Below are 26813 nucleotides of genomic sequence, written 5' to 3' on the forward strand. Positions count from 1 at the left end.
CTCCCTTCGGTTCGATCCCCTGATCGGTGTGTCGATGCGCCTCGTTCAAGGCCGTTCGCATCATAGGGAACCAACGCGGAGGGCGTGTACCACCAAAGGACGTATTTGCGTCGGTCGCACGCTTCGCGCCTGTAGCGCAAAAGGGAGTACGAGGGGTCACGCAGGGGGAAGCTGCCCTTTCCACACCAGGTCAAGCAGCTCTTGCCGCGAATGGATGCCAAGCTTGGCGTAGCAGCGGCGCAAGTGCGTCTTCACGGTGTAGTTGGAGAGGAACAGCTCTTCGGCAATGCGGACGGCGCTCCGGCCGCCCGCGTACATCGCAAGGATCTCCGTCTCGCGCTCAGTGAGGCCCGCGCCTTCCACCGCCTCGGCGAACCTGCGCTCGTAAAGCCCCGCCTCGTCTTCCCGCCCGCGCTCGGCCTGCGGGCCGGCATCTCCGCCCGATGCCGCCTCGCCCAGCTCGAACGGCGCCGTCTCGGCGTTCTGCCGCCTGACGATGACCGCCACCGCGGCAAGCACGCCGATGAACAGAACCCACAGGCCCACGATGGACACGAGATTTGCCGTGGAGTCCGAAATGCCCACAGTGCTCGACAGCGCCTCGATGGCACCGCGCCCCAGCAGCAGCCCCAGCCTCATCGAACCCAGACCGAGCGCGAACAGGCACAGCGAGTTCGCCTTGCTCTCGTAGCCTTTCCAGGCGAACACCACCCACACAAGCTGGCCGAAGAAATTGAACAGGGCAAGCGGCAAGCCGTTCGCAAGAAACGACTGGCCCGCCAGCACCGCGCGCACCATGAGAACCGTGGCCAGCGCAAGCGGCACCAGCGCGAGCACGCGGAAATGCACCCGCATGCCGTCGCGCAGCACGTACAGCAGCAGCGCCACCGAAACGGCGACGGTGGCGGCTTGCGCCTCGGGGGAGACGATGTAGCCCGAAGCGCCCTGCGCCACGTCCATCTGCATGATGCCGCCGAAGATGAACGAGAACGCCGCCGTGGCGAGCACCGGCTCCTTCACGCTGGCGATAAGGCTGGCAAAACCCTCCCGCGGCTCATCGGCCTCGTAACGCTTCTGCTGCAAGCCGAAGTCAAACCGCGCAAGGCAGAACCCGAGGATGACGAGCGAGGCAAGCGGGAACAGGGCGCGCAACCCCGACAATCCCGCCGAGTCGCCGCCGAACGAGAACAGCAGGGCGCAAGCGCTCCACACGATGTAGGACCCCACCACCAGCACCACCGACACCGACGGCTTGAACGACGCGAACGCCACGCCCCAGCACAGGTTGAGCAGCGCGAGCGCCGCGTACACCGCCATCTGCAGCGCCGAAACGGCACCGGGCGGCAGATCGGCCAAAAGCAGCGCTGCGGAAAGGACGACGACGAGCGCGAAGCAAATCGGGTACAGGACGCGAACGGAATAGGCCCGCAACCGCCACACCGCGTAGCCGCCCGCCAAATACGCAATCGTCTCCGCGATGAGCGGCGGAAACGGAGTCAACCCGAACCCGAAGAAGTTCGGGGACGGAACCTGCAGCACCACGAACAGCCCGTCTCCAAAGACAACCGCCCACAGAAGCCAACGCGGATACGTCGAATCCTTCAGCACGCACGTCCCCCTTCGAAACCCTTGTTTTGAAGGGATAGTATACCCCTTTGCTAGCCGTATCCGCCACATCGCACTCGCGTCGTTCGCTCCGTGCATCCGCACCCGCGACCGCACCCACGTCGCCCGCGCCCGCATTCGCCTCGCCATGGCGCGATCTGTGCGCCCACCGCGCCAACCCGGCGCGGCGGGCGCACGCCGGGGCATCCGGCGCGCTTGCCGAAAGCCCCAGCGGACGCAAAGCCGCGTTGCGCCTGCAGCCTACAAAGCCCGGGCGGCAAGGTTGCCGGCGGCTATGGCTTCGGCGATGTTCCAAGGCCTGGCGGCGTCGCCGACAACGTGCACTTCAACGCCGGACAACCCGTCGGCTATCTCGGGGCTGGGGAGCATGTCGATCGCCTCGATGACGGCATCGCACGGGATGGTGATGTCGGCGCCCGTCTCGCCGGTGAACGTCACCTCGCCGTCGCCGACCGTCGCGATGCTCGCCCCGGGCCACACGCGCACGCCGCGCGCGAACAGCATGGGCTCGACGAAGGTCCTCACCCAGCTCGACTGCCCCTTGTCGAACTGCTCCATCGCATCGGGCGTGATCATGGTCACGTGCTTTCCCTGGGCAACCAGGTACAGCGCCGCATCCACCGCCTGGGCGTTGGAACCCGCCACCACCACGGCGTCGCCCACCTCGGTGGTGAGGAAGTCCTCTATCGGGACGATCTTGGTCCCCTCCGTCCCCGAAAGCCCCAAGGTGTCGCGCGTGCCCCCCACGGCGACGATCACGGCGTCGGGTGCCTGCTGGGAGACGAAGGCCGCGTCAACCTCCTGGTCGGTGACCACCTCCACGCCGGCCAGTTCCAGCTGCCGCTCCAAATAGGCGCGCAGGTCGGCCAGGTTCTCGTGCGGCCCCTTGACCGCGTGGGCGAAGTCGAGCAGCCCGCCGAGCGAGGCGCTCTTCTCGTACAGCGTCACGCGGTGCCCGCGCAGCGCGGCGACGCGCGCAGCCTCCATGCCGGCAGGACCGCCGCCCACCACCATGACGTTTCTCTGAGAGGCCGCCGGCGAAAGCTCGAAACCCTCCGGCATGTCCGCGCGGTAGGCCCGCTGCGTGCAGGCGTTCACGCGGCAGTGCTCGTAGGTCTTGCCCTCTTCGTCGTAGTCGAAGTGGCAGTGCAGGCAGCGCGTGCACGGGGCAATCTCGTCGATCCGACCCTCCTTGAGCTTGTTCACGTACTCGGGATCCACGGTGAGCGGCCGGTTCATCAGCAGAAAGTCCGCCTTGCCTTCGGCCAGCGCCGACTCGAACAGGTCGGGCGCGTGGGCCGGGTCCATGTAGGTCACCGTGCCCACGGGGATGGAGACGGCGCCCTTGAACTCCTTGGCCACGTCCAGCATCATGCCGCACCCCGAGTACGCGCTGATCAGCTTGCCTTCCCAGTGGCGCGAGAAGTCGAACTGCGTCCCGTAGGCCGTCGTGCCCTCAATGCCGTAGCCGGTGAAGTACAAATCGGAAGCGAACTGGCACACGTGCATGCCCAGCGGCCCCAGGCGCACATGCAGGCTGTCGGCGCCGGCCTTCTCGAGCATCTTGGCTATCTCGAGGTTCTCTTCCACGGTGGTCATAAGCGAGCTGTCGCCGAGCGTCTGGTCGTTCTCCTCAATGCCGTTGATCAGCACCTGCACCGTGAAGTCCGAGCCGCACGCCTCCTTGATGGCCTGGATCATCTCGCACACGAAGCGCGCGCGGTTCTCGAAGGACTGCGGGCCGTACTCATCGTCGCGATGGTTCCTCATGCGCGAGAAGAACGACTGTCCAATGTTGTTGCCCGCGGCGTTGATCTCCACGGCGTCGAACCCGCAGTCCTGAAGCGTCTTGGCCGCAGCGGCCGCATCGGCGATGAGCAGCCGTATCTCGTCGAGCGTCATGTCGCCGGCAACGGCCGAGGCGAACTGCCCCGACGAGTCTTTCTGAGTGCCGCTGAACACGATGCCCATGCACGAGATCTGGTACCCCACGTAGGCCCCTTCCTCGTGCACGGCGTCCGCGATGCGCTTGAAGGGCATCTCGCCCATGGCGCGCGAGCGGGAGTTGGGGAAGTGCTCGTACTTGTCGGCGCAGTCCTCCACCCAGACAAGCTCGACGCCCCCCTTCGCGAAGCTGCGGTAGTACTCCACTATCTCGTCGTCGTTGTTCTGCGTGTCGGAACCCGCCGCCGATTTGACGATGCGATTCGACAGCTCAAGGGAGCCTATCTTCACGCTGGAGAACACGGTGGCCAGATCGGTCGTGTTCGCCCGGTAATCGGGATCCTGCGGGTTGAGGCGGGCCGGCGCCTGGCGGACGGAAACCGCGTCGTCAACGGTCGCCTCGGCAGCCTGTCCTTCCTTGCCGGACGGAGCGCTCGCCTGCGGCGCGCAGCCGGAAAGCGCGCCTCCGGCAAGCATCCCGCCGGCCGCCGTGAGCGCAGCCCCTTTCAGAAACCCCCTTCGCGTCAGCTCCGCGCGTGTCGTTGCCATGCAGCCTCTCCTTTCCTCATACGCCTGGCGAAAGCGCGAACCACGCCCCGCCGAAGGGGCGCCTTGCAAACCCCTGCGTCCCTTCGGGCGAACACGGTACGGAAAGGAGGGCGGGCACGTAATTGCCCATTGGTACGAAATTGCGAAAGACGGGATCGCCCAAAGGGTTGATGCCGGCGTTTTAGCTGTTCAGATGGATGGACTTCCGTCGCGTTGCGAATCTTTGCCGCATTGCGAGCCCACGTGGGGCCACGCCGGGTCCTCGCCGCGCTGCGCCTTCGGGTCCAGCAGGTCTATGAGCTCGTCGCGCGACCCCACCCCCAGCTTGGCATAGATGTGGTTGGCGTGGGTCTTCACCGTGGATTTGGAGATGAACAGCCTGTGTCCGATGTTCGTGTAGCTGCGTCCCTGCAAAAGCGCCAGCAGCACCTCCCCTTCGCGCGGAGTGAGCTGGTGGCGTGCGCCGATGGAGGCGCAGAGCGCTTCGGGGATGGAGGCGGGCTCGTCGCGCTCGTGCGAGCGTTTGAGCGTTTGCAGCAGGTACACCGCTATCTCGGCCACCACCGCCGCCAGCAACACGACAACGCAGATGAAGCAGCCCGTGGGAACGTCCACTGCGGCGCGCAGCATCCTCCCCAACGAAAACAGCAGGTCCTTGGCGCAAAACGCCAAACACGCCAGCGAGGAGAACGACGAGCCGAGCACGCCGCGCATCGACGCGAGCATGCCGAAGAACGCCACGTCCATCTGGGCGTACACCGCGAACAGCAGCACCCACAGAAAGCTGATGGAGCTGTCGGAGACAGCCGCTGCCACCAGCAGCACCACAAGCAGGCACGTGGTCAGCGACCAGTAGAACGGCGAGATGAACCCCGTGCGCTGCCCAAACCGCCCGACCAGCGCGATGATCCCTGCGGAGATGAGGGGCGACACGACAAGCAGGACCTGCGCGCCGTAATCGCGGTAGCCATCCTCGTTCAAGATGAGCAGCCCCTGCACGAACCTCGAGGCGAACACGGCAACCACCACAAGGCCGACCATCCCCCACGCCTCCCCAAGCGATGCGCCGCCCTCGGAACGTCGCTTTTGATCGGGCACGTTGGCAACGGGTAGCAACTCGGCGCGCAAGCACCAAAACGACAGGAAGAGCGAGCCCAGCCGCACCCCGAACGACGCGAGGCTCCCCTCTTCGCCAAGCCCGAAGATAAGCGGCGGCAAGCAAGCGAGCGCAGCCGAAAGCGCCGAAGATCCCGAAAGGCAGATCACGATGTCCTGAAGCGATTTCTCCTCGTACGCGACAAGCCACAGACGGCAGTACCCCGCGAACCCCATTGAGAACAGCGTGGTGGAACCCAGCAGCAAAGCATCCGATGCCGCCGCGGCCCCAAACCGGAGAAGGTAGACCTCCTGCATGACGAACGAGGCCGCAAGCAACGCAAGCGACAGGATGGCGCACCCCTTGGCCCTGCGCACGCATCGCTCGCCAAGGACGAGAAGCGCGATCCACGACAAAGCGGAGGCCAAGCCAAGCACAACCTGGTAATCCATGGAAAGCGTCGTGTAAAAGCTGTAAGCACGCTGGTAGACCAGTACGAGCACGACGAACCCGAACGACGTCCATGCGCGCCTGCAAGCCCCCGTCTCTCCCACGGCAACCGCCCCCTTCCAACGGATCGGCACCATGATACCCCATAGGGCAGCCTCCGGAACCCGCCGCAGCGCCGCGTGCGCCCGCCGCGCTTGCTGCACGCCGCAGCGCACCGACCTCCCGCGCAGCGCGGCACGCATCACGCCTAGGCGTCCCGCGACGTCAAGACCTCCTCGGCCACGAACGCGCGAATGAGGGCGCTCACCTCGTCGGGCGCATCCGTGTTCGCGTTGTGGCCGGCGCCCGCCACCCAATACAGCGGCAGGTCCTCGCCCGCCGCCCATCGTTTGTTGTAGCGCTTGGTGGAACCGGCCGCATCCTCATCTCCGCACATAAGCAGCGCGGGACAGTCAACACGGTACGCGCGATCGGCGGCGATGGCATCCGCAATGGCCGAAAAGCCGTGCCCCGCAAGCCGGCAGTATTCGTCCCTTCCGTACTCATCCATCATCGAGCGCATGAGCGAGCGCCCGTAGGCGCTCGTCGCGCACCCGGCGCTGCCCGCAGCAAGCAGCAGCTTCCAAGGAAACAGGCGGTACAGAGGCTCGGTGCGGCGCAGCGCCCACAGGTCGAACCCCGTGGAATAACGGCGCTTGAGCGGCACCGAGTCGATGGAGACGAAGCCGCCCGCGCAACCGGGATGCAGCTCCATGAGCATCTGCGCCACGTAGCCTCCCATGGACTGCCCCACCAAAACGGGCCGTGTCACCCCTTCTGTCTGCAAGATGCCGAACAGGAACTCCGCCATGTCCTCCAAGCGCCAAGACAGCGCGAAGGGACGCGAGGCCCCGTGCGACGGCGGGTCCCACGCCAGGCAGTCGAACTCGTCGGCAAGGGCGTCCAACTGCCGCTCGAACAGCCGATGCGTGGCCGTCAGCCCCGGAAGGAACACGAGCGTCGCCCGGTTGGCCAAAGCGGCCCCCGCCCAGCTCGTCCAATAGCAGACGGAGCCGAGCGGGGTGGCGAAGCGTTTCTCGTACAGCGCGGGCACAGGCCGCCTCCTTCGTCGGTTGCGCCGCCCGCGCTAGTCGCGGGTCAGCTTGCGATGGATGCGGTGCGGCTTGGCGGCTTCCTCGCCCAAGCGCTCCACGCGGTTTTTCTGGTAGCTTTCGAAGTTGCCCTCGAACCAGTGCCAGTTCCCCGGGTTCTCGTCGGTGCCCTCCCAGGCCAGGATGTGCGTGGCCACGCGGTCGAGAAACATGCGGTCGTGGCTGGTGACCACCACGCAGCCGGGAAACTCCAGCAGCGCCTCCTCCAGGCTGGAAAGCGTCTCCACGTCCAGGTCGTTGGTGGGCTCGTCCAGAAGCAGCAGGTTGCCGCCCTGCTTGAGCGTGAGCGCCAGGTTCAGGCGGTTGCGCTCGCCGCCCGAGAGCACGCCGGCGGGCTTTTGCTGGTCAGAGCCCTTGAAGCCGAACGCCGACACGTATGCGCGGCTGGGAACCTCCGTCTCGCCCACCATCATGTAGTCCAGGCCGTCGGACACCACCTCCCACAGCGTCTTTTTCGGGTCGATGCCCTCGCGCCCCTGGTCAACGTAGGAAAGCTTCACCGTCTCGCCCACTTCCAGCGTGCCGCCGGAAAGCGGCTCAAGCCCCATGATCATTTTGAACAGCGTGGACTTGCCCACGCCGTTGGGGCCGATCACGCCCACAATGCCGTTGCGCGGCAGGTCGAACGACAAATCGTCGATGAGCACGCGGTCGCCGAACGCCTTGCGCAGGTGGTCGGCGACGAGCACCTTCGACCCCAGGCGCGGGCCGGCGGGAATCTGGATGTCGGTGAAGTCCGTCTTCTTGGACGAGGCCGCCGCTTCGGCCGCCATCTGCTCGTAGCGCTCAAGACGCGCCTTGTTCTTGGCCTGGCGCGCCTTGGGGCTGGAACGCACCCACTCCAGCTCGCGCGCCATGCGCTTGGCCAGCTTCGCGTCGCGCTGGCCCTGGGCCTCCAGACGGGCGGCCTTCGTTTCCAGGTACGTGGAGTAGTTGCCCTTGTAAGGGTAGAGGTGCCCGCGGTCCACCTCGCAAATCCACTCGGCCACGTTGTCCAGGAAGTAGCGGTCGTGCGTGACGGCCAGCACCGCGCCGGGATAGCGATGCAGGAACTGCTCGAGCCACAGCACGCTTTCGGCGTCCAGATGGTTGGTCGGCTCGTCCAAAAGCAGCAGGTCGGGGGCTTCCAGCAGCAGGCGGCACAGCGCCACGCGGCGCCGCTCGCCGCCGGAGAGCACGTTGACCGGCATGTCGGGGTCGGGGCACTGCAGCGCGTCCATGGCCTGCGAAAGCTGGCTGTCCAAATCCCACCCGTTCGCCGCGTCGATGGCGTCTTGCAGCTCGCCCATCTCGGCCATGAGCGCGTCGTAGTCGGCGTCCGGGTCGGCCATCTCCGCGCCGATGGCGTTGAAGCGCTCCACCTTGGCCAGCACGTCGGCGAAGGCGACCTGGATGTTCTCCAGCACGGTCTTGTCCTCGTCAAGCGGCGGCTCCTGCTGGAGGATGCCCACGGTGTAGCCGGGCGTCAGTCGCGCCTCGCCGTTGGACACCTCCTCCAGCCCCGCCATAAGCTTGAGCAGCGTGGACTTGCCCATGCCGTTGGGCCCCACCACGCCGATCTTGGCGCCGGGGAAAAACGACAGCGTCACGTCGTCTAAGATGACCTTGTCGCCGTGCGCCTTGCGCGCCTTGTACATTTGGTAGATGAATTCCGCCATCGGGATGCTCCTTTTCGTTACGCCGGTTCGTCTGCCGACGGGCACACTGCACTGCGCCACAGCGCGCCGCCAGCCCGCGTGCCAACACACACCGCAGCGTGCCGCCAGCCCGCACCGGTTCGTCTTTCGCCCGCCCATTCTACCAAGGAGTATTCAAAGGCGCAGCAAGAACTCACGCTCTCCGCAAAGCTGTCGCGCACATGCTCCTCTGAGCTAGCCGAGCTTCGCGGCGCGTATGCCCCTTCCTCCTTCTTGGGCACGAGCGCCCTTTTCAGGAGCCGGACGCCCCGCCCCGCGCCAATCAACACGGCCCCATTGCAAACCAAAAGCACCCAAAGCGGCCAATCGGCACGGCAAACGATGTCCGAGTTCCAGAGTCTCCCTCCGCACCCTAAAAGGAAGGAACGCCTTAAGGGAAAGAGGTGCTACCGGTTCTCGAACAGACCAGCGAAGTAGATGGGGAGGTGCACCACCTTTTCCGTCGCCTCCACATTGCAGGGGTCCAAAACATACCCGCGTTCTAGTCCGTAATTTGCAACGTTCATTGAGGCGCTTGAGAACAAAGCGCTTGTTCGGGTTGTTGAGCTCGCTTGGAACAAGGTCGTAGATTTCTTTGATCGCAAGCTTATCCCGGTCGGCGTACTTGCTGATGTCCTGACGGTACAAACGCTTGATGTCGTCTCGCACCATGCGTGTTTGCGCGAGGTCGTTGGTAGCTATGAACGTTGCCACCGCATTGGACATTCCGTTCGCCCAGCAGAATTCCTCAAAGCTGCACCTCATCGAGGAAGATAAGCGTGATAATCTGCCGCCTGGTAGCGGATCATCACCTTTTCCAATAAAAATCAGGGATAGTTTTGCACCTTTTCCAATGGCTTCTTGTCGTTGTTTTACACGTTTTCCAATTGGTATGCGCCAGTCTTACCCCCTCGTTTTGCGGGGGCTCTCCCCCATTCGACAAAACACCGCACTTGTGGTGTGCCGCCCGCTCGGCCCATCCCGTAGCATCCTTCCCGGCGAAAGCGCGAATCAAGCTCGCGTCGCCACGATCCAAGCAATGCACGTTCAGACAAGGAGGATCATCTATGGAACAGAGCACCTTGCCAGATCAGAGCCGTCGCACGTTTCTCAAAACGGCCGGCGCGGCGCTCGCGGGAGCGGCGGCGCTCAGCATCGTTGGCTGCTCGCCGAAGGGAGGCGCCGCAGGCAGCAGCTCACATGCAACAGCAGGCGCAGACACGAAATGGGACGAGGAGTTCGACGTCGTGGTTGTGGGCGCGGGGTGCGCAGGCCAGGCAGCCGCCATCACAGTGGCGCTGGAAGGCAATGGTGCAACGTGCCTTTTGGCCGAAAAGGGCACCATGCCCGGCGGCAACAGCCCCTACTGCAAGGGCACCATCGTCTACGCCGAAGACGAGGAGGCGTTCAACCAATACATGCTGGAAATGCGCGGCGAAGAGGGCACCACGCCCGACGACGTGATAGCCGCCTACGCCAAAGGCGCAACCGAGAACTTCGACTGGGTGTTCAACACCTTGGGCGGCGTGTTGGAGGAGGCCTCCATCGTGGCTCCGTCCACCAAAGACGATCCGCTGGCCACCTCGCCCGAATGGCCCGAGTTCGAGCATTGCTACGCGCTGGGCAAGCTCACGGTTGCCGGCAACAAGGACGTGGAGATCAAGGGCGACAAGCACATCACAAAGCTGCTTGACCGCGTGATAGCCGACCACGCCGATGCCATCGAATACCGCACGGATGCGCCCCTGACCGAGCTGGTGCAAGATCCGTCCACCAAGCGCATCCTAGGCGCGGTCATCGGCGGCAAGAACGTGCGCGCCAAGCGCGGCATCATCATGTGCACAGGCGGTTTCGAGGCCAACCCCACCATGCGCCAGGACTTTATCGGACAAGGCGGCGCCGAGCCGGCCATCAACGAACTTAACACCGGCGACGGGCACAAGGCATGCATGAAGGTGGGCGCGAACTTCTGGCACATGGAGCACGTGGCCGGCTTCTGGATGGCCGGGCGCGACCTCGCAAATACGAAGTTCACGAACAACCAGATCATCTCGCCATGCCCCAAGCAGTTCGGCATCACGGTGGGCGTCAACGGACGACGCTACTACATGGACTGGGATGGCTATTCCAACAAGTCCGAGATTGCCTACCAAGACGATGTGTCGCTGGCTGTGGGCAGCCGCCATGGGCACATGCAGATCGGTGGCGAATGGCCTCATCTTGCGCAACCGCGTAAGGCATGGTTCGTGTTCGACCAGGCGGGCCTTGAAGCCGGCGCCATTCCCGCCAGCACCACAAGCGACCCCGTGGCCGACAAGCTGGCCTATTCTGCAAACACCATAGAAGAGCTGGCTGTCCAGATGGACGTGCCCGCCGACGAACTCAAAGCCACTGTTGACCAGTGGAATGAATGCTGCGCCAACGGTAAAGACGTGTACTTCCACCGTCCGGCAAAAACGCTCACGCCCGTTGCCACGCCGCCGTTCTACGCGCAGCTGTGCATTCCATCGTTCCTCAATACCGACGGCGGACCGGTGCGCAGCGCCAAAGGCGAGATTCTCGATCCCGACGGCAACCCCATTCCCGGCCTCTATTCAGCCGGTGAGTTTGGCTCTATTTGGAGTGGCGTGTACCAAGGCGGTGGCAACGTGGCCGAATGTCTCATCTTCGGCCGCATCTCGGCTCGCAACGCCCTCGCAAGCGAGTAATCCATCCCGCGCGCTTCGCCTGCGGGATGCGGGAACGCAGCCTCTCTCCGCATTCCCGCAGGCGGCGGCGCAGCCTCTCTTCCACGCTGCGCGGACGGCGATTCTAGATCAACTCCCCCGGGTGCACCACAACCGCAGCGGCGCTACAGCGCTTTCATGAAATCGATGAGGTCCTGTTTGGAATGCACGTCAAGCTTCTGGTAGATATTTTTCACGTAGCTGCGCACGGTATGTTCGGACAGCACCAATTCACCAGCGATGTAGGATGAACTGCGGCCCTCAGCCAAAAGCTCCAACACCTCGGACTCTCGCTTGGTCAGCCCGTAGTTCTCGCGCACGTATGCCAACCGGTCGTGTTTGGCAGACTGCTGGGACTGAAATTCAGAGGATTCGCCACCTGCATTCGCAAACGCGCCCGCGCAGTCCTCATTCCCTCTCGAAGACACAACCTCGCCACCGGTGCTTCCCTCCAGCCCGCGCGCCCCCGCAACGCTCCCGCCATCCGCTCGCTTCGCCAATTCAGCTATTTCTGCGGCGCGCATGCTACATACACACACTTCGGCAAACAAGGGACGCACACGTGGGATGGCGTCGGTCAGAAGAAGTCCCACGCTAGCCGCTAAAAGGCAGATCATACCCGCAATAACAAGCATCTGCTCGATACCGCCCGTACCGCCAATCCACCACATGACCAAACGCCCGCTCTCGCGGAAGAACAGATGAAGAAACCAGAAGAACCCCACTATCAGATACGGTGGCACCGCACGGTGTCGCGCCACATCATAGGATACAAACCAGAGAAATCCCACCTGAAACAAATTGGTGATTGCAATGAGCGTGGCGCCAACCTCACCCAGCACGGGATCGAGCGTTGAAAGCAAGATCACGCCCACAGACAGCGCCGCCAACTGCAACTGCCAGAGTGTCGAGAATTTGAGTCGTCGCCCCTTCACCAGCGTCCACCAGATCACACCAATGCCCGCACACGTCACGCTCACGTGCTGGATCAGCTGGAACAGCGGCGAGAGCTTGATGGAATCGCCGAAAGGAAATCCGCGCGACACGCCCAGCACGAAGCTGAACAGCGCAATGCCCGCCATCAGACGCACTGTAGTGGATAGCGGTTCGAGCGCATACACATTATCAGGTGCCGGCGCGCGCCACCCTTCGGCTTCGCGCGTATCGAGCGTTTTCTGCGCTTGGCCGTACATGGCCAGAATAACCGCAGGCAGCAGCATGCTGATGAAAAACGCGGTGTTCTCTGCCGCAAACCCAATGAACACCCCGAACACCGTAGACAAGGACAGCGACCCGAACGCCACGAACAGCGCCTCGCGCAACCCCAACCGAATGTAGAAGTTGATCCACATGCCGCCGCCCCACGCCAGCCCAACCCCCGAGCACACGGCCGCAACCAGGGTAAAAGGCAAATCCGGCATAAGAGATTGCACGAAGAACAGCAAGCTTCCCGCCGTCATGAGCAACGCAGACACCCAACCAAGCACCTTCTGCGCATGATCGGGAAACGCCTGACGCACGGCAAAGAACCCCAGCACCACGATGCACGCGCAGCGAGCGAAATTGATGGCGACCGTCGTGAGCCCCGAGTCAACCCAAATGTAGCGCGCGTACAGGATGCACTGTATCCACACGAGCACCAGGCTCGTTCCGAAAAACGACGGCGCAAGCCACGAGCCGTACGCCTCAAAAAGCCCTCGAAAACCCGATGCTTTCTGCGCCCCGGCCTCGTTCCCCACGCGCAACGCACCCCCCGTCCGTCCGCTCGGAACGCGGTCTCGCCCTACCGAAGTATCCGATCGCCTCGTATTCATGGAGGCATTATACCGAAAGCGCCGCGGCGACCCGGCAAGAAGCGGATGGCGCAGAAGAGTCGCCCCCATCACCGCCCGACAGAAACCGCGCAGCGCAGAAGGGCCGCGCATCATCGCCATCTGGCAGGAAACTCGCAGCACGAAATCCCCGGCACACGCGGCCGCGGCCCAGCCTTATTGGCAGCCTAACGGCTCGGCACGCCCTCACATCCCACGCACGATAGCGCCGAAGGGCAGCAGCGCGAGCTTCGCCTGCTTGAAGCACTGCAAACCGAAGGGGATGCCGATGACGGTGACGCACAGCAGCACGCCGTTGAACAGGGCCTCAAGCGCCAAGAACACGCCGCCGAACACGAACCACAGCACGTTCATAAAAGCCGACGGCGCGCCCCCGCCGTAGACCACCTCTTTGCCGAACGGGAAGAACGCAAGCCCCGCCATCTTGAAGCACTGCCTGCCCACCGGGATGCCCACGATGGTGACGCACCACACCAGCCCGACAAGAACCCAGCTCATGCCCTGCCAGAACCCGGCGAACACGAACCACAGCACGTTGCCCAGAACGCTCACGATGCGGCCTCCTTCCCAGCTTCGCTCCCCGCTTCGCAACCGAACACCGCGCGCACCAGGTACTCCACGTTGCCTTCGGGGCCGGTGATGGGAGATTCGACCACGCCCGTCGGCTCGAAGCCCGCTTGGGCAAGGGCGGTGCGCACCTCCTCCACCGTGCGCCGCCGCACCGCCTCGTCGCGCACCACGCCGCGCTCCGTCTCGCCCGGACGCGACTCGAACTGCGGCTTCACCAGCCCGATGAACACACTGCCCGGCCGTGAAAGCCGCGCGAACACAGGCGCGAGCGACGCCAGGCCGATGAAGCTCAAATCGGCCACCAGCACGTCAAAGGGCGCGCCGAGCGCCGCAGGGTCGGCCAGTTTGATGTTCGTGCGCTCGAACACGCTCACGCGCGCGTCTTGCCGCAGCTTCCAGGCCAGCTGCCCGTAGTTAACATCCACGCAGGCCACGTGCGCCGCGCCCGCCTGCAGCAAACAGTCGGCAAATCCGCCGGTGGACGAGCCGATGTCCACGCAGCGCAGCCCGCGCACGTCCTGCCCGAACGCATCGAGCGCCCCTTGCAGCTTATGCCCCCCGCGCGAGACGAAGCGCTTGCGGCCCTTCACCGCCACCTGCGCATCGGGCGCCACCAGCGCAGCCGCGCTTGCGGCGTACGCGTCGCCCACCTTCACCTCGTGAGCGAGCACCGCGCGCAAAGCCGCGTCCGCATCAGGGAAGTACCCCCGTTCCACCAGCAGTTTGTCGAGCCTCATCTTCTTCATGGGCCCATTATAAACGCATCGCATGCAAAGCCCTCGCGCGCGGTGTAGAATGGTGCCCGCCAAGCGGCGGCGCAGCGCGAAGAAGCCCGCACACAAGGGCAACCGCGCGCAAGGGGCGAGCAGGCGGCCTTCGGGCGCGCCAATCGGAGGCCGCAGGGAAGCGCGCACGGTTCGGAAAGGGGAAAGCGGTGTCACAGCGCAGAAAGCCCATGCGCAGGGGCGTGGTGCTGGCGGCGGCCGGAGTGTGCAACGCACTCGTAGGCGCCATCTACATGTGGAGCATCTTCAACATCCCGCTTGCGGAAACCTACGGATGGTCGTTCCAGGCCACATCGGCGGCATGCTCGCTCTACATCGTCTGCGAGTGCATTGCGGGGTTCGCGGTCGGCTGGCTGCAAACCCGCGTGCGGTCGAACCTGATCGTGCTCGCAGGCGGCTGCTGCTTCGCCCTCGGGTGGTTTTGCGCGGGGCTGGCGCATTCCCTGCCCGCCCTCTACCTTTTGTACAGCGTTGTGGGCGGCATGGGAAGCGGATGCTTGTACAACGTGTCGGTGAGCACCGCCACCGCGTGGTTTCCCGACAAGCGGGGATTCGCCAACGGCGTGTGCATCGGATGCACGGGGCTTTCCCCGCTCGTGTTCGCCCCGATGGGAAACACGCTCATCGAAGCGTTCAACGTCGGCGCGGCCTTCAACGCTTGCGGGGCCCTGTTCGGCATCTGCGTGCTTGCGGCATGGTGGTTCGTCCAGGCCCCGCCCGTCGTGCTGACGCCGCCCGCTTCCGACAACCCCAAGGCGGCGGCCGACCGTGCGGACGGGAACGCGTTGCAAGCCAACGGCGAACAGGGCGCAGCGCCGCTCGCCGCCGGGCGAGCTGCCGCCGGGCGAGCCGCCAACGACGCGCGCGCTGAGTCCGGGCAGATCGCCGCCGACGCGTGCCCGTCCGAGGACCTCGCACTTCCGCAAATGCTCCGGCAGCCCGTCGCCTGGACGATGTGGATCATGCTGGCCGTGTCCGTGAGCGCCGGCATGATGGTCACCGGGCACGCCTCGGGCATCGGCCAGGAGCTTGCGGGCCTCACCGCAGGCCAGGCGGCGGCCCAGGTGGGCATTTTCGCCGTGGCGAACTTCACGGGAAGGCTCTCGTTCGGCTTGCTGTCGGACCGGTTCGGGCGCTTCCCCATGCTGGCCGTCGCCATGGCCGTCACCGCCTTCGACATGTTGGTCTTATTCGGCATGGTGCACGACTTCGCCCTGCTCACCGTTGCGCTGTGCCTGGCGGGCATGTGCTTCGGCGGCGTCATGTCCATCGTCCCGCCGCTGACCGCGGACCTGTTCGGGCCGCGGTACTTCGGCCAGAACTACGCCTTCATGTTCTCCGGCTACACGTGCGCCTCCATCGTCGGACCCATGTTGGGCGCCACGGTGCTCGAAGCCACCGGCAGCTACGCCGCCGCCTTCCCCATCGCAGGCGCGCTCTCCTGCGTTGGCCTGGCCGTCATGGCCGTGGCCGCCTTCATGGCCCGCGGCAGGGCCGCCCGCTGACGCCGGCACGACCGCAAAGGTCGCCCTCTTGTATAATGGCGGCATCTGGCGTGACTGCCGTATTGGAAAGCATGCGAAGGGAGGCACCTGTGCCGGTTGCGCGTTACACGCTTATGAACAAAAACACGCCGGTGCTCTCCTTTGACTACGACCTCGGCGCTCACCAGGCTGTACGCATCCGCGAGATGTTCAGCCTCAAAGCCGCTCCTTTTGGACTGGTCAACCATCGCGGCAACGTCTCGGCACGCGAACTGAACTACTGGTGGCGTCACCGCGCTATCCCCACCTCGCGTGCCCAGGTGAAACGGCTGCTTGAGAACTTGCGTCTCGAAAGCACGTTGGAATTGGCCGAAAAAAGTTTCGGGTTGTCGTTGTCTGACTGCTACTGGCTCAACGATGAGGACAATCCCCAGGCGTGGGATACCATCAACTTCTTCGACAACAATTTCACCGACGATCTGGGTTTTCTTACTTTGGGACAAGATTCCGCTGGCTCTTCTCCCCATGCGCCCGATTACGCTCGCGTAAGCCTTTCATCGCCCAACAGCACTCTTGGCGGCGACCTTTTAAAGAAGTGGAAGATTATCGACGGCCGGCGCGTACTGCTAAAGGCCGGCGTGGGCGCTTTCAACCAGGAACCTTATAACGAGGCGATAGCTACGGAGTTGCACCGACGCCTCATGGAACCTGGTGAGTTCACACCCTATTGGCTGCACGAGGACAGCCGACGTGTGTACTCCGCTTGCGCGAACATGCTCGGACCCGATGAGGAGCTGGTAGCTGCATGGGATGTGGTACGCAACGTAAAGCAACCGAATAATCTCTCCGATCTGCAATTTTACGTACATCGTTGCGAGGAACTTGGACTTGACGGCAACGAAGTGATGACCGCGCTCGCTAAGATGTTCGTCGGCGATTTCATATTGGCAAACCGCGACCGTCATTACCGCAATTTCGGTCTCATCCGCAACGTGGAAACGCTGGAAGTAACACGCTTGGCGCCGGTGTTCGACACAGGGTCGTGCCTGTGGTCGGATGTCGAACTGCTGGAAGTGCCAGGCGACTTTCTTTATCAGGCCAAACCTTTCAAGGCCCGCGGCATGAAACCGGCTGATCAAGTACGCCTATTTGAAGGGTATCTCACCTGGCTGAACATGGATGCCCTCACGGACTTTCCCGAGAAGGCGCAGACCATCCTGTCGAAAAATCCCAACATCCCCGAACGCCGCATCGCCACCGTCGTAGGCGCCGTGCGCGAGAAGCTGGACGTCCTTGACCGCATTGCGCGATAGGGCTCATCTGAAATCACGTACGAACTATTGCGCATGCATTTACGAGAAATTAACCTACATTCGAAGTAACAGATTATCGAACTCGCAGACAAAGAGACACACCGCACGCCACATCAAAAGACGGCACAGCGGAAGCCAACTTTGAGGAGATCTTCAAAACGTTCAGCCCCAATACCATCAGGAGAGTGATGTAAATGAGCGAACTTATGGAATATACCGATGCGATCCAGACCATCAAGCAAGCTATTCTTGATGCACAAGCCGCTGCGATAAAAAGTGTAAACGAAAAACAGTTGGCACTTTATTACGCCATCGGCGGATATGTTTCTGAAAATACGCGCAATGGTGCCTGGGGATCCGATGCCCTTGGCGCTATCAGTGAAAGTTTGAAACGAGAGATGCCAGGATTGCGTGGGTTTTCGGAGACCAACTTAAAATATATGAGGCTGTTCTACGAAGCGTGGCAACCTGCATTGAGCAAGAGATCGAGCAAGGAAAGTTCGTCACTCACGAGTGACGAATTGCTTTGAAGGGGTACCAGCAGGTTTTACGGAGGTCAGTTTCACGCACCATAGATACATCATCGAGAAGGTGGAAGACCTCGATATGCGTCTCTTCTACATTCGCGAAGCCGCCGAGAACCGCTATTCCGTACAAGCACTCAAAAGGGCTATCTTAGAGGACGACTTCCACCATAAAGGTGCTCTGACCAACAACTTCGTTGAGAAGCTGCCAGCATCCGAGCAAGCATTCAAAGCCATCAATATGTTCAAGGACGAATATCTGCTCGACTTCATCAATACCGAAGAACTGGGAGCTCGCGACAAAGACGACGTCGACGAGCGCGTGCTTGAAAACGCAATCGTATACCATATCCGCGATTTCATCCTGAAGTTCGGCAACGGTTTTGCGTTTATGGGAAACCAGTATCGTATTGAAGCCTTCGGAGAAGAACAGTTTATAGATCTCCTCTTCTTTAATCGCGAGTTGAATTGCCTTGTTGCCATAGAACTTAAAACGGGTCCTTTCAAAACAGCATATTTAGGGCAGCTCAATGGCTATTTGAGTCTGCTCGATGGATTCGTGCGCAAGCCGCATGAGAACCCCTCTATAGGTATCCTCGCATGTAAGAGCAGACAAGAAGCGCGTTTAAGCCAAACATCATCAGCCTAGACGCGCTTCTTAAAAATGCAACGAGGTCTGCAACTGAGCTGGTTTACTCCCACTCTATCGTTGTTCCCGTGCACGTCATGGCACCCCACGCTATATCGTCCACGTCGTGTTATCTGGTGTTAAACCGTCCAAAAAATCCCCGCAGCTCTCACTGCGGGGATGATCTAAGCGTTTGCCGGCGATAGATGCCATCCGCTTAAGTTAATGACATTGGGAAAACGTCCCCGGCACTTGGAAGCCCTCCTATCGGAGAACCGTCTGCTTTATACCATCGGATGCGGTTTTTTGCAACGCGCTGTCCTGCGTCACGCCATCAAACTCGAATAGAGCGATGCCTGCATGACCAAGTGGGCGACCATCGAGATTCCGAGGCATGTCATCAGGAAAACAAAGCCCACCGCGAGCCACTTCGACGCCAAATCGCTCCGCCCTGGTCGGCGAATGACCTTTATCGGACGGCTCGGTGAATAGGTGTCGGCGTACTCGTCGGTGCCGTCGGCTTCCTTCTGCAGGACAGCGATGAAAGCGTCGAAGTCCGCGAGCAGCTTCTCCCCGTCGACCCCCACCTCGAAGATGCCCGAATCGTCGTGCTGCGCCAGCCTCGAGGCGTCATTGCGGAGGAAGAACCGCTCCCCGTGCGCCCCGTTCGCCAGGGTCGTCCTCTCCACCGTGAACTCGTGCACGCGCCTTCTCAGGGACGCCAGCCTCCCGTCGTCGGCGATTCCGAACTTGTCCGAGAGGGCTTCGAGCTCCCAGAGCAGGTCGTGCATCTCCGCCGCCGGCCGCAGCGCCGGCCCGTAGGCCCTGCCGAGAAGGCGGTCTTCCAGGTTGTCGTAGGCGGCGGTGGCATCGCAGTAGGTCAGCTTCGTTCCCGGTTTGGGGAATTGCAGGATGGCGTCGGTCATAGGAGTCTCCTTCCGGTCGTTTCGGTTACGGAATAGCCGTTTCTAGATGCTGAGCGCAGGGATGGTTATCTGGACGGGGAACGACTTCCCGAGTCCTGTCACCTGCTCGGGCGTCCACCCGACCTTGATGGCCGAGCGGCCCATCGAGCCGAAGACGCAGAGGGCCGCAGCGATGACAGGAACCGCAGGATGGGCCTCCACGAAATCCATCGCGCGTCCTCCCAGCTCGACGAGCTTGTCTCCAATGCTCCGCTCGGTAATGACGGTCGCCTCTGCACACTTGCCTTCGTTTGCCATGGTCTCTCCAATCTCGATCGGATACATGTCCCCAATATCGGGCAAGCGCGAAAATCGTGCTCGCGAGAAATCCTCCCATGACCTAAAATTGTTGAGGTCATGAAGATCGGAGGGTGAAATGTCGAGAACCATTCCCGACGACGAGATTGAATCGAGGCTGGCGCCGGGCGTCGGGAAGGACCCGTCGTCTCGCGCGAGATTGCTCGCAGTCCTCGAGATCCTGCGCGTCTTCTCCGACGAGCAGGACGGCCTCACCGCCGGCGAGATCGCAAGGATCATCGGAAGGCGCAGCGGGAAGGCGCCTTCGGAGAACACGGTGCTCGAAGACCTGAAGGCCCTCGCCGAGAACCCGCCTTTCGGCATCGAGATAAAGGCGGCGTCCAAGGGAGACAAGAAGGGCTTCCGCTGCGTGCAGCGGCTAGTCACCCCCGACGAAGCCGCCGTGCTGGTGAACCTGGTGAAGACCTGCAAGTACCTGAGCCCCGCGCAGCGCAATTCGCTGAGCGGCAAGCTTATCGAGGCCATGCCGCCTGAGAAGCAGGACGACGTTGTCGAGACCGTCTACGTCGACGAGCGGCAGACGAGCAGCTTCACGGACGTCTTCCAAACCGCGAACACCGCGTCGCGGGCCATCCGCGAAGGCCACATGGTCAGCTTCAGGACCTGCAGCCACCTGATGAACGGGACCGTTTCGAAAGGCGGCGTCCTGACCGAGGCGCCGGTGGCCCTGATCTACAGCTTCGGGCACTACTACCTGAAAACCTGGGCTCCGTCGGTTGGGGACGAGAGCGAGCGGGTCAACCTCAGGCGACTCGACCGCATGGTCGACGTTTCCTTGGGCGGGAAAGTGAAGGACAAGGGCCGAATCAGCCAACTGTCGCGAGAGGTCGTGAGGGAGACCTCGGAGAAATTCGACATGTACGGCGACGGCACCTGCCGCACCCTGTTCCTGCGGGTCGAGGGCTCCCACGCGAAGTACGTTTACGACGCCTTCGGCCACGACATCCGATTCGAGCACATCGACGAGGAAGCCGCCGTCGGGTACGTCTGCGTGAGGGCGCAGCTCTCCCCGACGTTTTTCAGATGGCTGTTCGGGATGTCGCCGAAGATCACGCTCCATCGCCCTGAGGGCCTTACCTGGGTGAGGCGGTTTGGAGGATTGAATGAGTGTAGCGAGCCTTTGCTTAATATCCTCAAAAAAGATTACCTTGAAGCAGAGAAGCAGTTTATCGAGCAACTTGAAATAACTCGTATTACTATTTCGAATGATGCCCGCATGGGTAACGTGCTCTAGGAGGATCCCATGATTAAGCCAGTCCCAAAAGAAATATCGCTGAATAAAAGCGCAATTGATGACCTCATGAAACGCGTACTGCAGGACTTTATCGGAATGGCAATCCGATGGTCGTTTCCCGAAAAGAGCTGGCGGGACATTGTCTCTCCCGTTGTTCGCGCCGAATTGGGGGCGCCAAATCCGAAGCAAGTCTATAGAAACATAAATCGCGATTTGAGGCTCATGGACATATCGGAATACACGGAAAAGAACCTAGACGTAACCGCAGCCGTTGAATTGCTTCTTTACCACAGCGAAGACCTAGGTTTGCCGCGCAAGGAGCTAGCTTCCATTCGACATCTATGGTACTCGTTTCGAGATAGCAGAAACGCAATGCCTGGCCACTCACACGGCAACGAGACGGCTTACGAGATATTTGAATGGGGCGTTATCGCTCTTGGCCATATGGGAAAATTTATTGAAAAGGTGTACAACAGCGAGCTCTTCGACGAAAAAACCAGAGACGGTTATAAACGAACGTACCGCAACAGGATACGGCAAGCGAAATCTGTCTTGGAACTTGACTACAAGGCGCATCTCCAACAGGAAAACACCAGGCGAGAACTCGAAGATTTGCTAAGGAAGGTTCTAGACTGCGACGACCCGCTGGCGTTCGACGCGGTGGAAATCGAATACATTAGCCGAACCTCGCCGAGATACGACCCTGAGAAGTATTTCGATTGGGTGAAACTCGCTGCGTCCGCAGGAGTAGATTCCGCCCAGCAGCTACTTGGAGACTGGTACTACGAAGGAAACACGCTTGCTGGCGTTGAAAAGGATTGGAGCAAGGCTCTCGAGTTATACGAAGCAGTAGATTCGCTCAATCCGTCTGTTGCCATTCGCCTGGCGTCCCTTTACGCCAACGGTATTAGCTCCGTGCATTCTGCGAAAGAAGGCGTGCGGTTGATTTCCGAATACAAACAAAAATGGAACATTAGATCCGCGACCTGTGAAGATGGATCAACAGAATACTATTGGATTCCGAGCAACAGAGCCGGTAATGCGCACCGCAATCCCTAACGAAACAAACCCACCTCCGTTGAAACACCCTTCGTCCGAGTGGGACAAATTGCCTACTCGGACGATATCGTTGCCAGCGAACCCGCATCAACGCCAGGCGGCTCGATCACTCTTCCCCAGCACCCTCTTCTTCGACATCTTGCGCATACTCGCGATTCCATGCGACACCGAACAATTCACGCCCACGCGACAACTTCAGCGCAGTGTTTCGGGAATAGTTGTGAATCAAAATCAACGGCCTACGGGCCGTTTTCCGTGTTTTGACGGGTTTGAATAAAGGCCGAAAACGACCTTTCGGGCGATTCGTCACTCCCTATTTCTGGCCTGGGGTTTCTTTGTTCCGAGCCACCGAAAACAAGGCTGATTCAGAATTGATTCGAATCACTCGATTTCTGGCCACGATTGCCGAAAGGAGTAAACGCAGGTGGTTTTGCCAGGTTGCCCTGCGTTGTATGCTCTCGCATGGTGGTGCAGCCTGCTGCAAATCGCTCAGGGCACGTCACCTTTTCGGAATTAATCCGAACCAAAACCGCAGGTGAAACGGCATAAAAATGCTCCGAAATCTCATGGATTCCGAAGCATTTCGCGAGTTGTCATTCCCGTTTGTTCCCAGTGGCTTGCAACGTTCTGAAACGCTCTGCACCGTTATGCAACATGGTGAGTCGTATCAGGTGGCTTCACCACTTGGATCAGGGGTTATTCCCACTCGATAGTCGGAAGGGTGCGAGCTGTCTGCTCTGTTGCCATCTCTTACCACCTCGTCCATATCGTGCGGCTAAATCCGAATCACTTTATGATCACTTGGGGTGATTACAAATCGGCCAATCTACGCCGAAACCTCCCAATCTCGCGACTACTCCCCAGCGATTATTCCCCGACCCACGAGCGGAGATGGCAGCAGGCGGTTTGCATAATCCACACCATCTCGGGGATTCGTGATCTTCGCTATGCGAATCCGCAAATTGCTGGGTGTTGGTTCTCTCGGAAGGGCTGATTGTATTCTCTCGCGCCTAGCACCTACGGGCAATGCGCGGCAGCGGGAAAGACCTCAATGCGAACAACTTGGGCTCGCAGGGCAAGTGCTGCCGTTTTGTCTTACCGATGGCTGCGAGCGGTTTGCGCGTGATGTCGTTTTCGGAATTGGCCACCGTCGGGCTATTCCGGCCTCCGCGCCATCTCGCAAAGCGATCGGGCCGCGGAAAGCGCGTCGTCCCATTGCAAATCGGACGCGAAATCGTTCCGATCCCGGTACCTCTCCCAGTTCGCGCGCATCGTCTCGCTTGCCGCCAGGGCATCCAAGACGTCCCCGAAGGCATCCAGGCTCACGCCGTTGTCCCTGTTGTCGATGGTCGCAGCGACCGCATCGGCCAGGATCTCGTGGTCTATCCCCGATCCGGTGTTCGTGAGGACCCACATGTCGTAGAAGTCCCTCATGCGCGTGTTGAGAGTCGAGCGGGCGAGCATGGTCTCGATCTTCTCCGCGAGCACGGTCTCGACGTTGTAGGCGAGGATGTCGATGGTGCGGTCTTCCAACAGGAGCCGGTAGGCGTAGCTCACGGCGGAGGGGGTCAGGGCGTCTCCCGTCGAGATGTCGACCTTCATGGGGATCTCGGTCTTGCCGAGATGCGCCTTCATTTCGATGCGCACGCCGCCGTATTCGGAGTCCTCCATGATCTCGTAAGCGTCCCCAACGGAAAAGGACATCCCGTCCTCCAGGGGAATCGCCGCGATTTCCCTCGCCATCGAGACGGCGCTCTCGACGTCAAGGCGCTTGTCTTGCATGGTCACGTCGGTGTCCCGGGTCATGCGCTCCCCGACGCCGAGCATCGAGGTGACAAGCATGCCGCCCTTGAGGACGAGGTTTTCTCTGTAGATCGACTCGGTGATCCTCTCGAGGAAGCGCTCCATCGCGTAGCGGCGCTGCAGGAGCTGCGCCCTGCCGCTGTCGCCCTTGGCGAGATTCTTGATGAGATCTTTCACTCTTCTTGGGTTGTCGATCATAGGAGAACTCCAATCGCGTCCCATACTCTGGATTCCATGTTCATCTTCCTGGCGTACTCGGACAGCCGCGCGAGGTTTCTGTCTCTCGATTTGGCCCAGGCTCGCATCGCCTGGTTGAACTCCGTCACGTCCGCGCTCGCTCTTTTACGGATGAGATCGCAGACGGTACGCTCCTTGTCGTACGCTCCGACGGCGTTGCCGTCCGGGGTTTTGACCTCGCATACGCCGAGCCCGTGCCATTCGGGCCTCACGTAGTAGATCCGCACACCCCGGTTCCTGAGGGATGGCGAGTTGTACCCCGACTCGACGCTTACCGACAGCGGGATGGGCTCGCGCTCGCTCATCCCGTGCAGGAAGAGCGCGGTGTCGTGGGAGAAGACGGCCTTCGGGTAGCGCGCCTGCAGGATGGCAAACTCGTCGGGGAGGGCGTCCGCCGACAGGTAGATGCCTTGGGACTGCCGCTTAAGCCCCCTGCTGCGCACGTAGCGGTAGAAGGAGTCCTTCGGGACCCCCTCCCTGAGCGCGTCTGACGCCGTAATGACGCCGTTCCCCTCGTCGAGGAGGCGCTCCAGGGTTTCTGTATGTCTTGCGATTTTCATACTGAAATGTTATCACAATGTCAGTGCAAAAGTATGGTAATGAATCATCTGGATTGCGGAGACGAAGCTCGCTTCGAATCGTCATGCCCTGTACGGAAGATGAGACATGTTCGTCTGGGCATTTTGAGATAATGATCGTGCAGGAAGTGTGTCGACTACTCGCTATTCGCGGATGCGGCATCGTCTTCATGGATGGGTTGCCGGCGTTCATGTCGGTTCACCCTGCTCCCTTTTCGGGTGAAGGGATGCCGACTACATCAACGAAGGCCTTGCAACCGCGATTAAGGGCAGCAAGGCAACCAGGCAGACAGTCATCGTCACCCACAACGCCACGATTCCCATGTTGGCTGACGCACAAACGGTTGTGCTCTGCCGAAATATCGACGGCAAGCTCGTCATTCGCTCCGCTCCCTTGGAAAGAGTCATTGACGGCAAACGCGCACTCGACTGGATTGTCGAGATAACCGATGGCGGCGAGCCGTCAGGCCTCTATACACACAGCTCGCCACTTTGTGACGCGCTGAGAAGATACCTGTACCGGTAAAGGTGCTGGCATCGTTCGTTTCCGCCCGTCTGACTATGTGTTCTGGGATAGCTTGGGAGAGAAGGCCTTCGCGCAAGATTTGGACGCGGCCGAGGAGGTCTGCGTGTACGCAAAGTTACCCCGCTCGTTCCAGATTCCAACACCCGTAGGAAACTACGCACCCGACTGGGCCATTGCCTTCAATAAGGGTGCCGTACGGCACGTATTCTTTATTGCGGAAACAAAAGGTTCCATGGGTAGCATGCACCTTGATACCGTAGAGAATGCGAAAGTCGCTTGCGCCAAGAAGGTGTTCAACGAGTTATCAACTTCTGATGTCAGGTATCACGAGGTCAGCAATTACGATGACCTTCTAATGGTAATTCAGGGAATTGAATAGAGATTGACTGATGGCGCAGAGATGACGTTATCCCCGTCCTGCGTCACCCAAGCCGTTGCCTCCGCCGCACATCTCCCACTCGTCCACCGGCTGCGCGCCCAAATCGTCGATGAGCCAGTCAATCAACGCAGCCGAATTCGACGTCATGTCGCGAACAATCCCCCCGTCCGCCAGATTGTCACAAGCGGCCATCCAGAACTTGAAGAGGTCCTCGGCGTTGTCCTCCACGCCAAGCTTTTTTGGATCTTGGCGCCCGCCCGCGCTCTCCGCCACCGCAAGGCCGCTGTCCCGGCACGGGATTCTTCGACTGCGCTCCCTGCGGCCGCTCCGCCCGGAATGACAGACGGAGGGCCGCGCGCGGCGGCGGGCGAGGACTCCGACGCTGGCCGCGCTACGCGTTGCGGCTCACAAACGCCCGCAGGCCCTCGGCATGCCACGGAAGCGACTGCTCGTCCGCGAATGCGATGAGCGGGTGCTTTTTCTTATCGACCGTCTTGATGGTCATGAGGACCTTGCCCTTGTCGAAAAGCTTGCCCTCCTTGACGTTCATCTCCACGATATCCTCGTTGGGGATAAAGCGGAACGGCGCGTCCACGTCGCGGATCTTCGCCACTTCGGTGAGGTTGTTGTTGAGGGTAAGCGTCTTGGTCCAGTTGAGGTAGATCATACCCAGGCCGTTTTCCGTCTGGTTGATGATCATCGCGTCGTAGGGGTACTCCATGCCGCCCACCACGCCCGACTTGGCGCGCCGCTGGTCTTTCCGCGCGACGAAGTAGCAGTTGCTCTGCCCTTCGCAGCCGGCGTCGCGAAACAGCTTCGCAACCTGTTCCAAAGTGTCGAACTCGCTCATGGGTTCCTTCCTTTCCACCGGGTCGCCCCGGCTCTTGTCTGCTCGTCTGCTCGCGCGGCGCAGGATTATTGAACGATCTGCGCGAGAAGGTCGCCAAGAAGCGCTAGGTCGCGCTTCTTTTTGAAGTAGAGGTGCAGGCCGCTCAGCTGGCCGGTTTCGCCGTTGTCGAAGGGGAAGGTCTCGGTGCGGACAAGCTCAACATCGACCCAGCCCTTGGAAAACAGCCCGCCGCGCTGGCAGGTGATGCTCGCCACGTCGCCCGCCAGATCGAAGGACCAGATGGCGTAGGGTGTTCGGATGAACAGGCTCTCGGTGGTGAGCGCGCAGACGAGGCGCCCCTGCGCGCTCGAACCGAGGAACTTGTCCTGCTCGTCGCCGTACATGGAGAGATCGGCCAGGAAGAGCACGCGCTCGTCCGGTTGGATGGGAAGGCTCTCAGGCGCCGGCAGCGCGGGAAGGTTGCGCGCGGCGCTGTGGTTAATGCGCATGGGGAAGTCCTTTCTACTTGAA

At 61.3% G+C, this 26813-nt stretch carries 23 protein-coding genes; 8 read left to right on the top strand and 15 right to left on the bottom strand.

Annotated features, from left to right (window positions below):
- Positions 1-156: 156 nt before the first annotated feature.
- The 5 genes from ACWKY3_RS04595 to ettA all read right to left on the bottom strand — a co-directional run bounded on the left by ACWKY3_RS04595 (position 157) and on the right by ettA (position 8474).
- Positions 157-1608, bottom strand: a complete 1452-nt coding sequence (locus ACWKY3_RS04595; RefSeq protein ID WP_449315244.1) for a response regulator transcription factor — start codon at positions 1606-1608, stop codon at positions 157-159.
- 258 nt (positions 1609-1866) lie between these two features.
- Positions 1867-4119, bottom strand: a complete 2253-nt coding sequence (locus ACWKY3_RS04600; protein ID WP_449315245.1) for an oxidoreductase — start codon at positions 4117-4119, stop codon at positions 1867-1869.
- Between the two features lie 189 nt (positions 4120-4308).
- Positions 4309-5769 carry a response regulator transcription factor gene (locus ACWKY3_RS04605; RefSeq protein WP_449315246.1) on the bottom strand — a complete coding sequence of 487 codons (1461 nt, stop codon included), beginning with the start codon at positions 5767-5769 and terminating at the stop codon, positions 4309-4311.
- 143 nt (positions 5770-5912) lie between these two features.
- Positions 5913-6758, bottom strand: coding sequence for an alpha/beta fold hydrolase (locus tag ACWKY3_RS04610; RefSeq protein WP_449315247.1), 846 nt, complete (start codon positions 6756-6758; stop codon positions 5913-5915).
- Positions 6759-6791: 33 nt separating this feature from the next.
- Positions 6792-8474 carry an energy-dependent translational throttle protein EttA gene (ettA, locus tag ACWKY3_RS04615; RefSeq protein ID WP_449315248.1) on the bottom strand — a complete coding sequence of 561 codons (1683 nt, stop codon included), beginning with the start codon at positions 8472-8474 and terminating at the stop codon, positions 6792-6794.
- Between the two features lie 1085 nt (positions 8475-9559).
- On the opposite strand from ettA, the gene ACWKY3_RS04620 reads away from it, so the two are divergent.
- The gene (locus ACWKY3_RS04620) at positions 9560-11200 is read left to right on the top strand and encodes an FAD-dependent oxidoreductase (RefSeq protein WP_449315249.1); all 1641 of its coding nucleotides are present in this window, start codon (positions 9560-9562) and stop codon (positions 11198-11200) included.
- Positions 11201-11343: 143 nt separating this feature from the next.
- Here the strand turns inward: ACWKY3_RS04620 and ACWKY3_RS04625 are convergent, their stop codons facing one another.
- The 3 genes from ACWKY3_RS04625 to ACWKY3_RS04635 all read right to left on the bottom strand — a co-directional run bounded on the left by ACWKY3_RS04625 (position 11344) and on the right by ACWKY3_RS04635 (position 14366).
- On the bottom strand, positions 11344-12957 hold the full coding sequence (locus tag ACWKY3_RS04625; RefSeq protein ID WP_449315250.1) for a response regulator transcription factor: 1614 nt from the start codon (positions 12955-12957) through the stop codon (positions 11344-11346).
- A 279-nt stretch (positions 12958-13236) separates the two neighbouring features.
- Positions 13237-13602: a YccF domain-containing protein gene (locus ACWKY3_RS04630; RefSeq protein WP_449315251.1), complete on the bottom strand. Its 366-nt coding sequence runs from the start codon at positions 13600-13602 to the stop codon at positions 13237-13239.
- On the bottom strand, positions 13599-14366 hold the full coding sequence (locus ACWKY3_RS04635; protein ID WP_449315252.1) for a TlyA family RNA methyltransferase: 768 nt from the start codon (positions 14364-14366) through the stop codon (positions 13599-13601). The genes ACWKY3_RS04630 and ACWKY3_RS04635 overlap by 4 nt, the downstream gene beginning before the upstream one ends.
- 188 nt (positions 14367-14554) lie before the next feature.
- Between ACWKY3_RS04635 and ACWKY3_RS04640 the strand changes: the two genes are divergently transcribed.
- From ACWKY3_RS04640 to ACWKY3_RS04655, 4 genes are all read left to right on the top strand, one after another.
- Positions 14555-15910 carry an OFA family MFS transporter gene (locus ACWKY3_RS04640; RefSeq protein ID WP_449315253.1) on the top strand — a complete coding sequence of 452 codons (1356 nt, stop codon included), beginning with the start codon at positions 14555-14557 and terminating at the stop codon, positions 15908-15910.
- A gap of 35 nt (positions 15911-15945) precedes the next feature.
- Entirely contained in the window at positions 15946-17202 is a 1257-nt protein-coding gene (locus ACWKY3_RS04645) for a hypothetical protein (protein ID WP_449315254.1), read from the top strand.
- Between the two features lie 194 nt (positions 17203-17396).
- Positions 17397-17732, top strand: coding sequence for a DUF1016 N-terminal domain-containing protein (locus tag ACWKY3_RS04650; RefSeq protein ID WP_449315255.1), 336 nt, complete (start codon positions 17397-17399; stop codon positions 17730-17732).
- 76 nt (positions 17733-17808) lie between these two features.
- Positions 17809-18375: a PDDEXK nuclease domain-containing protein gene (locus ACWKY3_RS04655; protein WP_449315256.1), complete on the top strand. Its 567-nt coding sequence runs from the start codon at positions 17809-17811 to the stop codon at positions 18373-18375.
- Positions 18376-18680: 305 nt separating this feature from the next.
- Here ACWKY3_RS04655 and ACWKY3_RS04660 read toward each other — a convergent pair whose 3' ends face one another.
- On the bottom strand, positions 18681-19280 hold the full coding sequence (locus ACWKY3_RS04660; RefSeq protein WP_449315257.1) for a hypothetical protein: 600 nt from the start codon (positions 19278-19280) through the stop codon (positions 18681-18683).
- 42 nt (positions 19281-19322) lie between these two features.
- Entirely contained in the window at positions 19323-19577 is a 255-nt protein-coding gene (locus ACWKY3_RS04665; protein ID WP_449315258.1) for a hypothetical protein, read from the bottom strand.
- Between the two features lie 118 nt (positions 19578-19695).
- Here ACWKY3_RS04665 and ACWKY3_RS04670 point away from each other — a divergent pair, with 118 nt between their 5' ends.
- Both ACWKY3_RS04670 and ACWKY3_RS04675 read left to right on the top strand, forming a co-directional pair.
- Positions 19696-20871, top strand: coding sequence for a helix-turn-helix transcriptional regulator (locus ACWKY3_RS04670; RefSeq protein WP_449315259.1), 1176 nt, complete (start codon positions 19696-19698; stop codon positions 20869-20871).
- 9 nt (positions 20872-20880) lie between these two features.
- A complete protein-coding gene (locus tag ACWKY3_RS04675; RefSeq protein WP_449315260.1) occupies positions 20881-21930 on the top strand; it encodes a tetratricopeptide repeat protein in 1050 nt (349 codons plus the stop codon).
- Between the two features lie 1155 nt (positions 21931-23085).
- On the opposite strand, the gene ACWKY3_RS04680 is transcribed toward ACWKY3_RS04675, so the two are convergent.
- On the bottom strand, positions 23086-23931 hold the full coding sequence (locus tag ACWKY3_RS04680; protein ID WP_449315261.1) for a nucleotidyl transferase AbiEii/AbiGii toxin family protein: 846 nt from the start codon (positions 23929-23931) through the stop codon (positions 23086-23088).
- A complete protein-coding gene (locus ACWKY3_RS04685; RefSeq protein WP_449315262.1) occupies positions 23928-24530 on the bottom strand; it encodes a type IV toxin-antitoxin system AbiEi family antitoxin domain-containing protein in 603 nt (200 codons plus the stop codon). The genes ACWKY3_RS04680 and ACWKY3_RS04685 overlap by 4 nt, the downstream gene beginning before the upstream one ends.
- Positions 24531-25111: 581 nt before the next feature.
- Between ACWKY3_RS04685 and ACWKY3_RS04690 the strand changes: the two genes are divergently transcribed.
- The gene (locus ACWKY3_RS04690) at positions 25112-25453 is read left to right on the top strand and encodes a restriction endonuclease (protein ID WP_449315263.1); all 342 of its coding nucleotides are present in this window, start codon (positions 25112-25114) and stop codon (positions 25451-25453) included.
- 27 nt (positions 25454-25480) lie between these two features.
- On the opposite strand, the gene ACWKY3_RS04695 is transcribed toward ACWKY3_RS04690, so the two are convergent.
- From ACWKY3_RS04695 to ACWKY3_RS04705, 3 genes are all read right to left on the bottom strand, one after another.
- The gene (locus ACWKY3_RS04695; RefSeq protein WP_449315264.1) at positions 25481-25726 is read right to left on the bottom strand and encodes a hypothetical protein; all 246 of its coding nucleotides are present in this window, start codon (positions 25724-25726) and stop codon (positions 25481-25483) included.
- A gap of 118 nt (positions 25727-25844) precedes the next feature.
- Positions 25845-26303 (bottom strand): hypothetical protein, encoded by a 459-nt coding sequence (locus ACWKY3_RS04700; RefSeq protein ID WP_449315265.1) that lies wholly within the window; start codon positions 26301-26303, stop codon positions 25845-25847.
- Positions 26304-26368: 65 nt separating this feature from the next.
- The gene (locus ACWKY3_RS04705) at positions 26369-26791 is read right to left on the bottom strand and encodes a hypothetical protein (protein WP_449315266.1); all 423 of its coding nucleotides are present in this window, start codon (positions 26789-26791) and stop codon (positions 26369-26371) included.
- Positions 26792-26813: the final 22 nt, after the last annotated feature.

The sequence above is a fragment of the Rubneribacter sp. genome, from assembly GCF_965361815.1.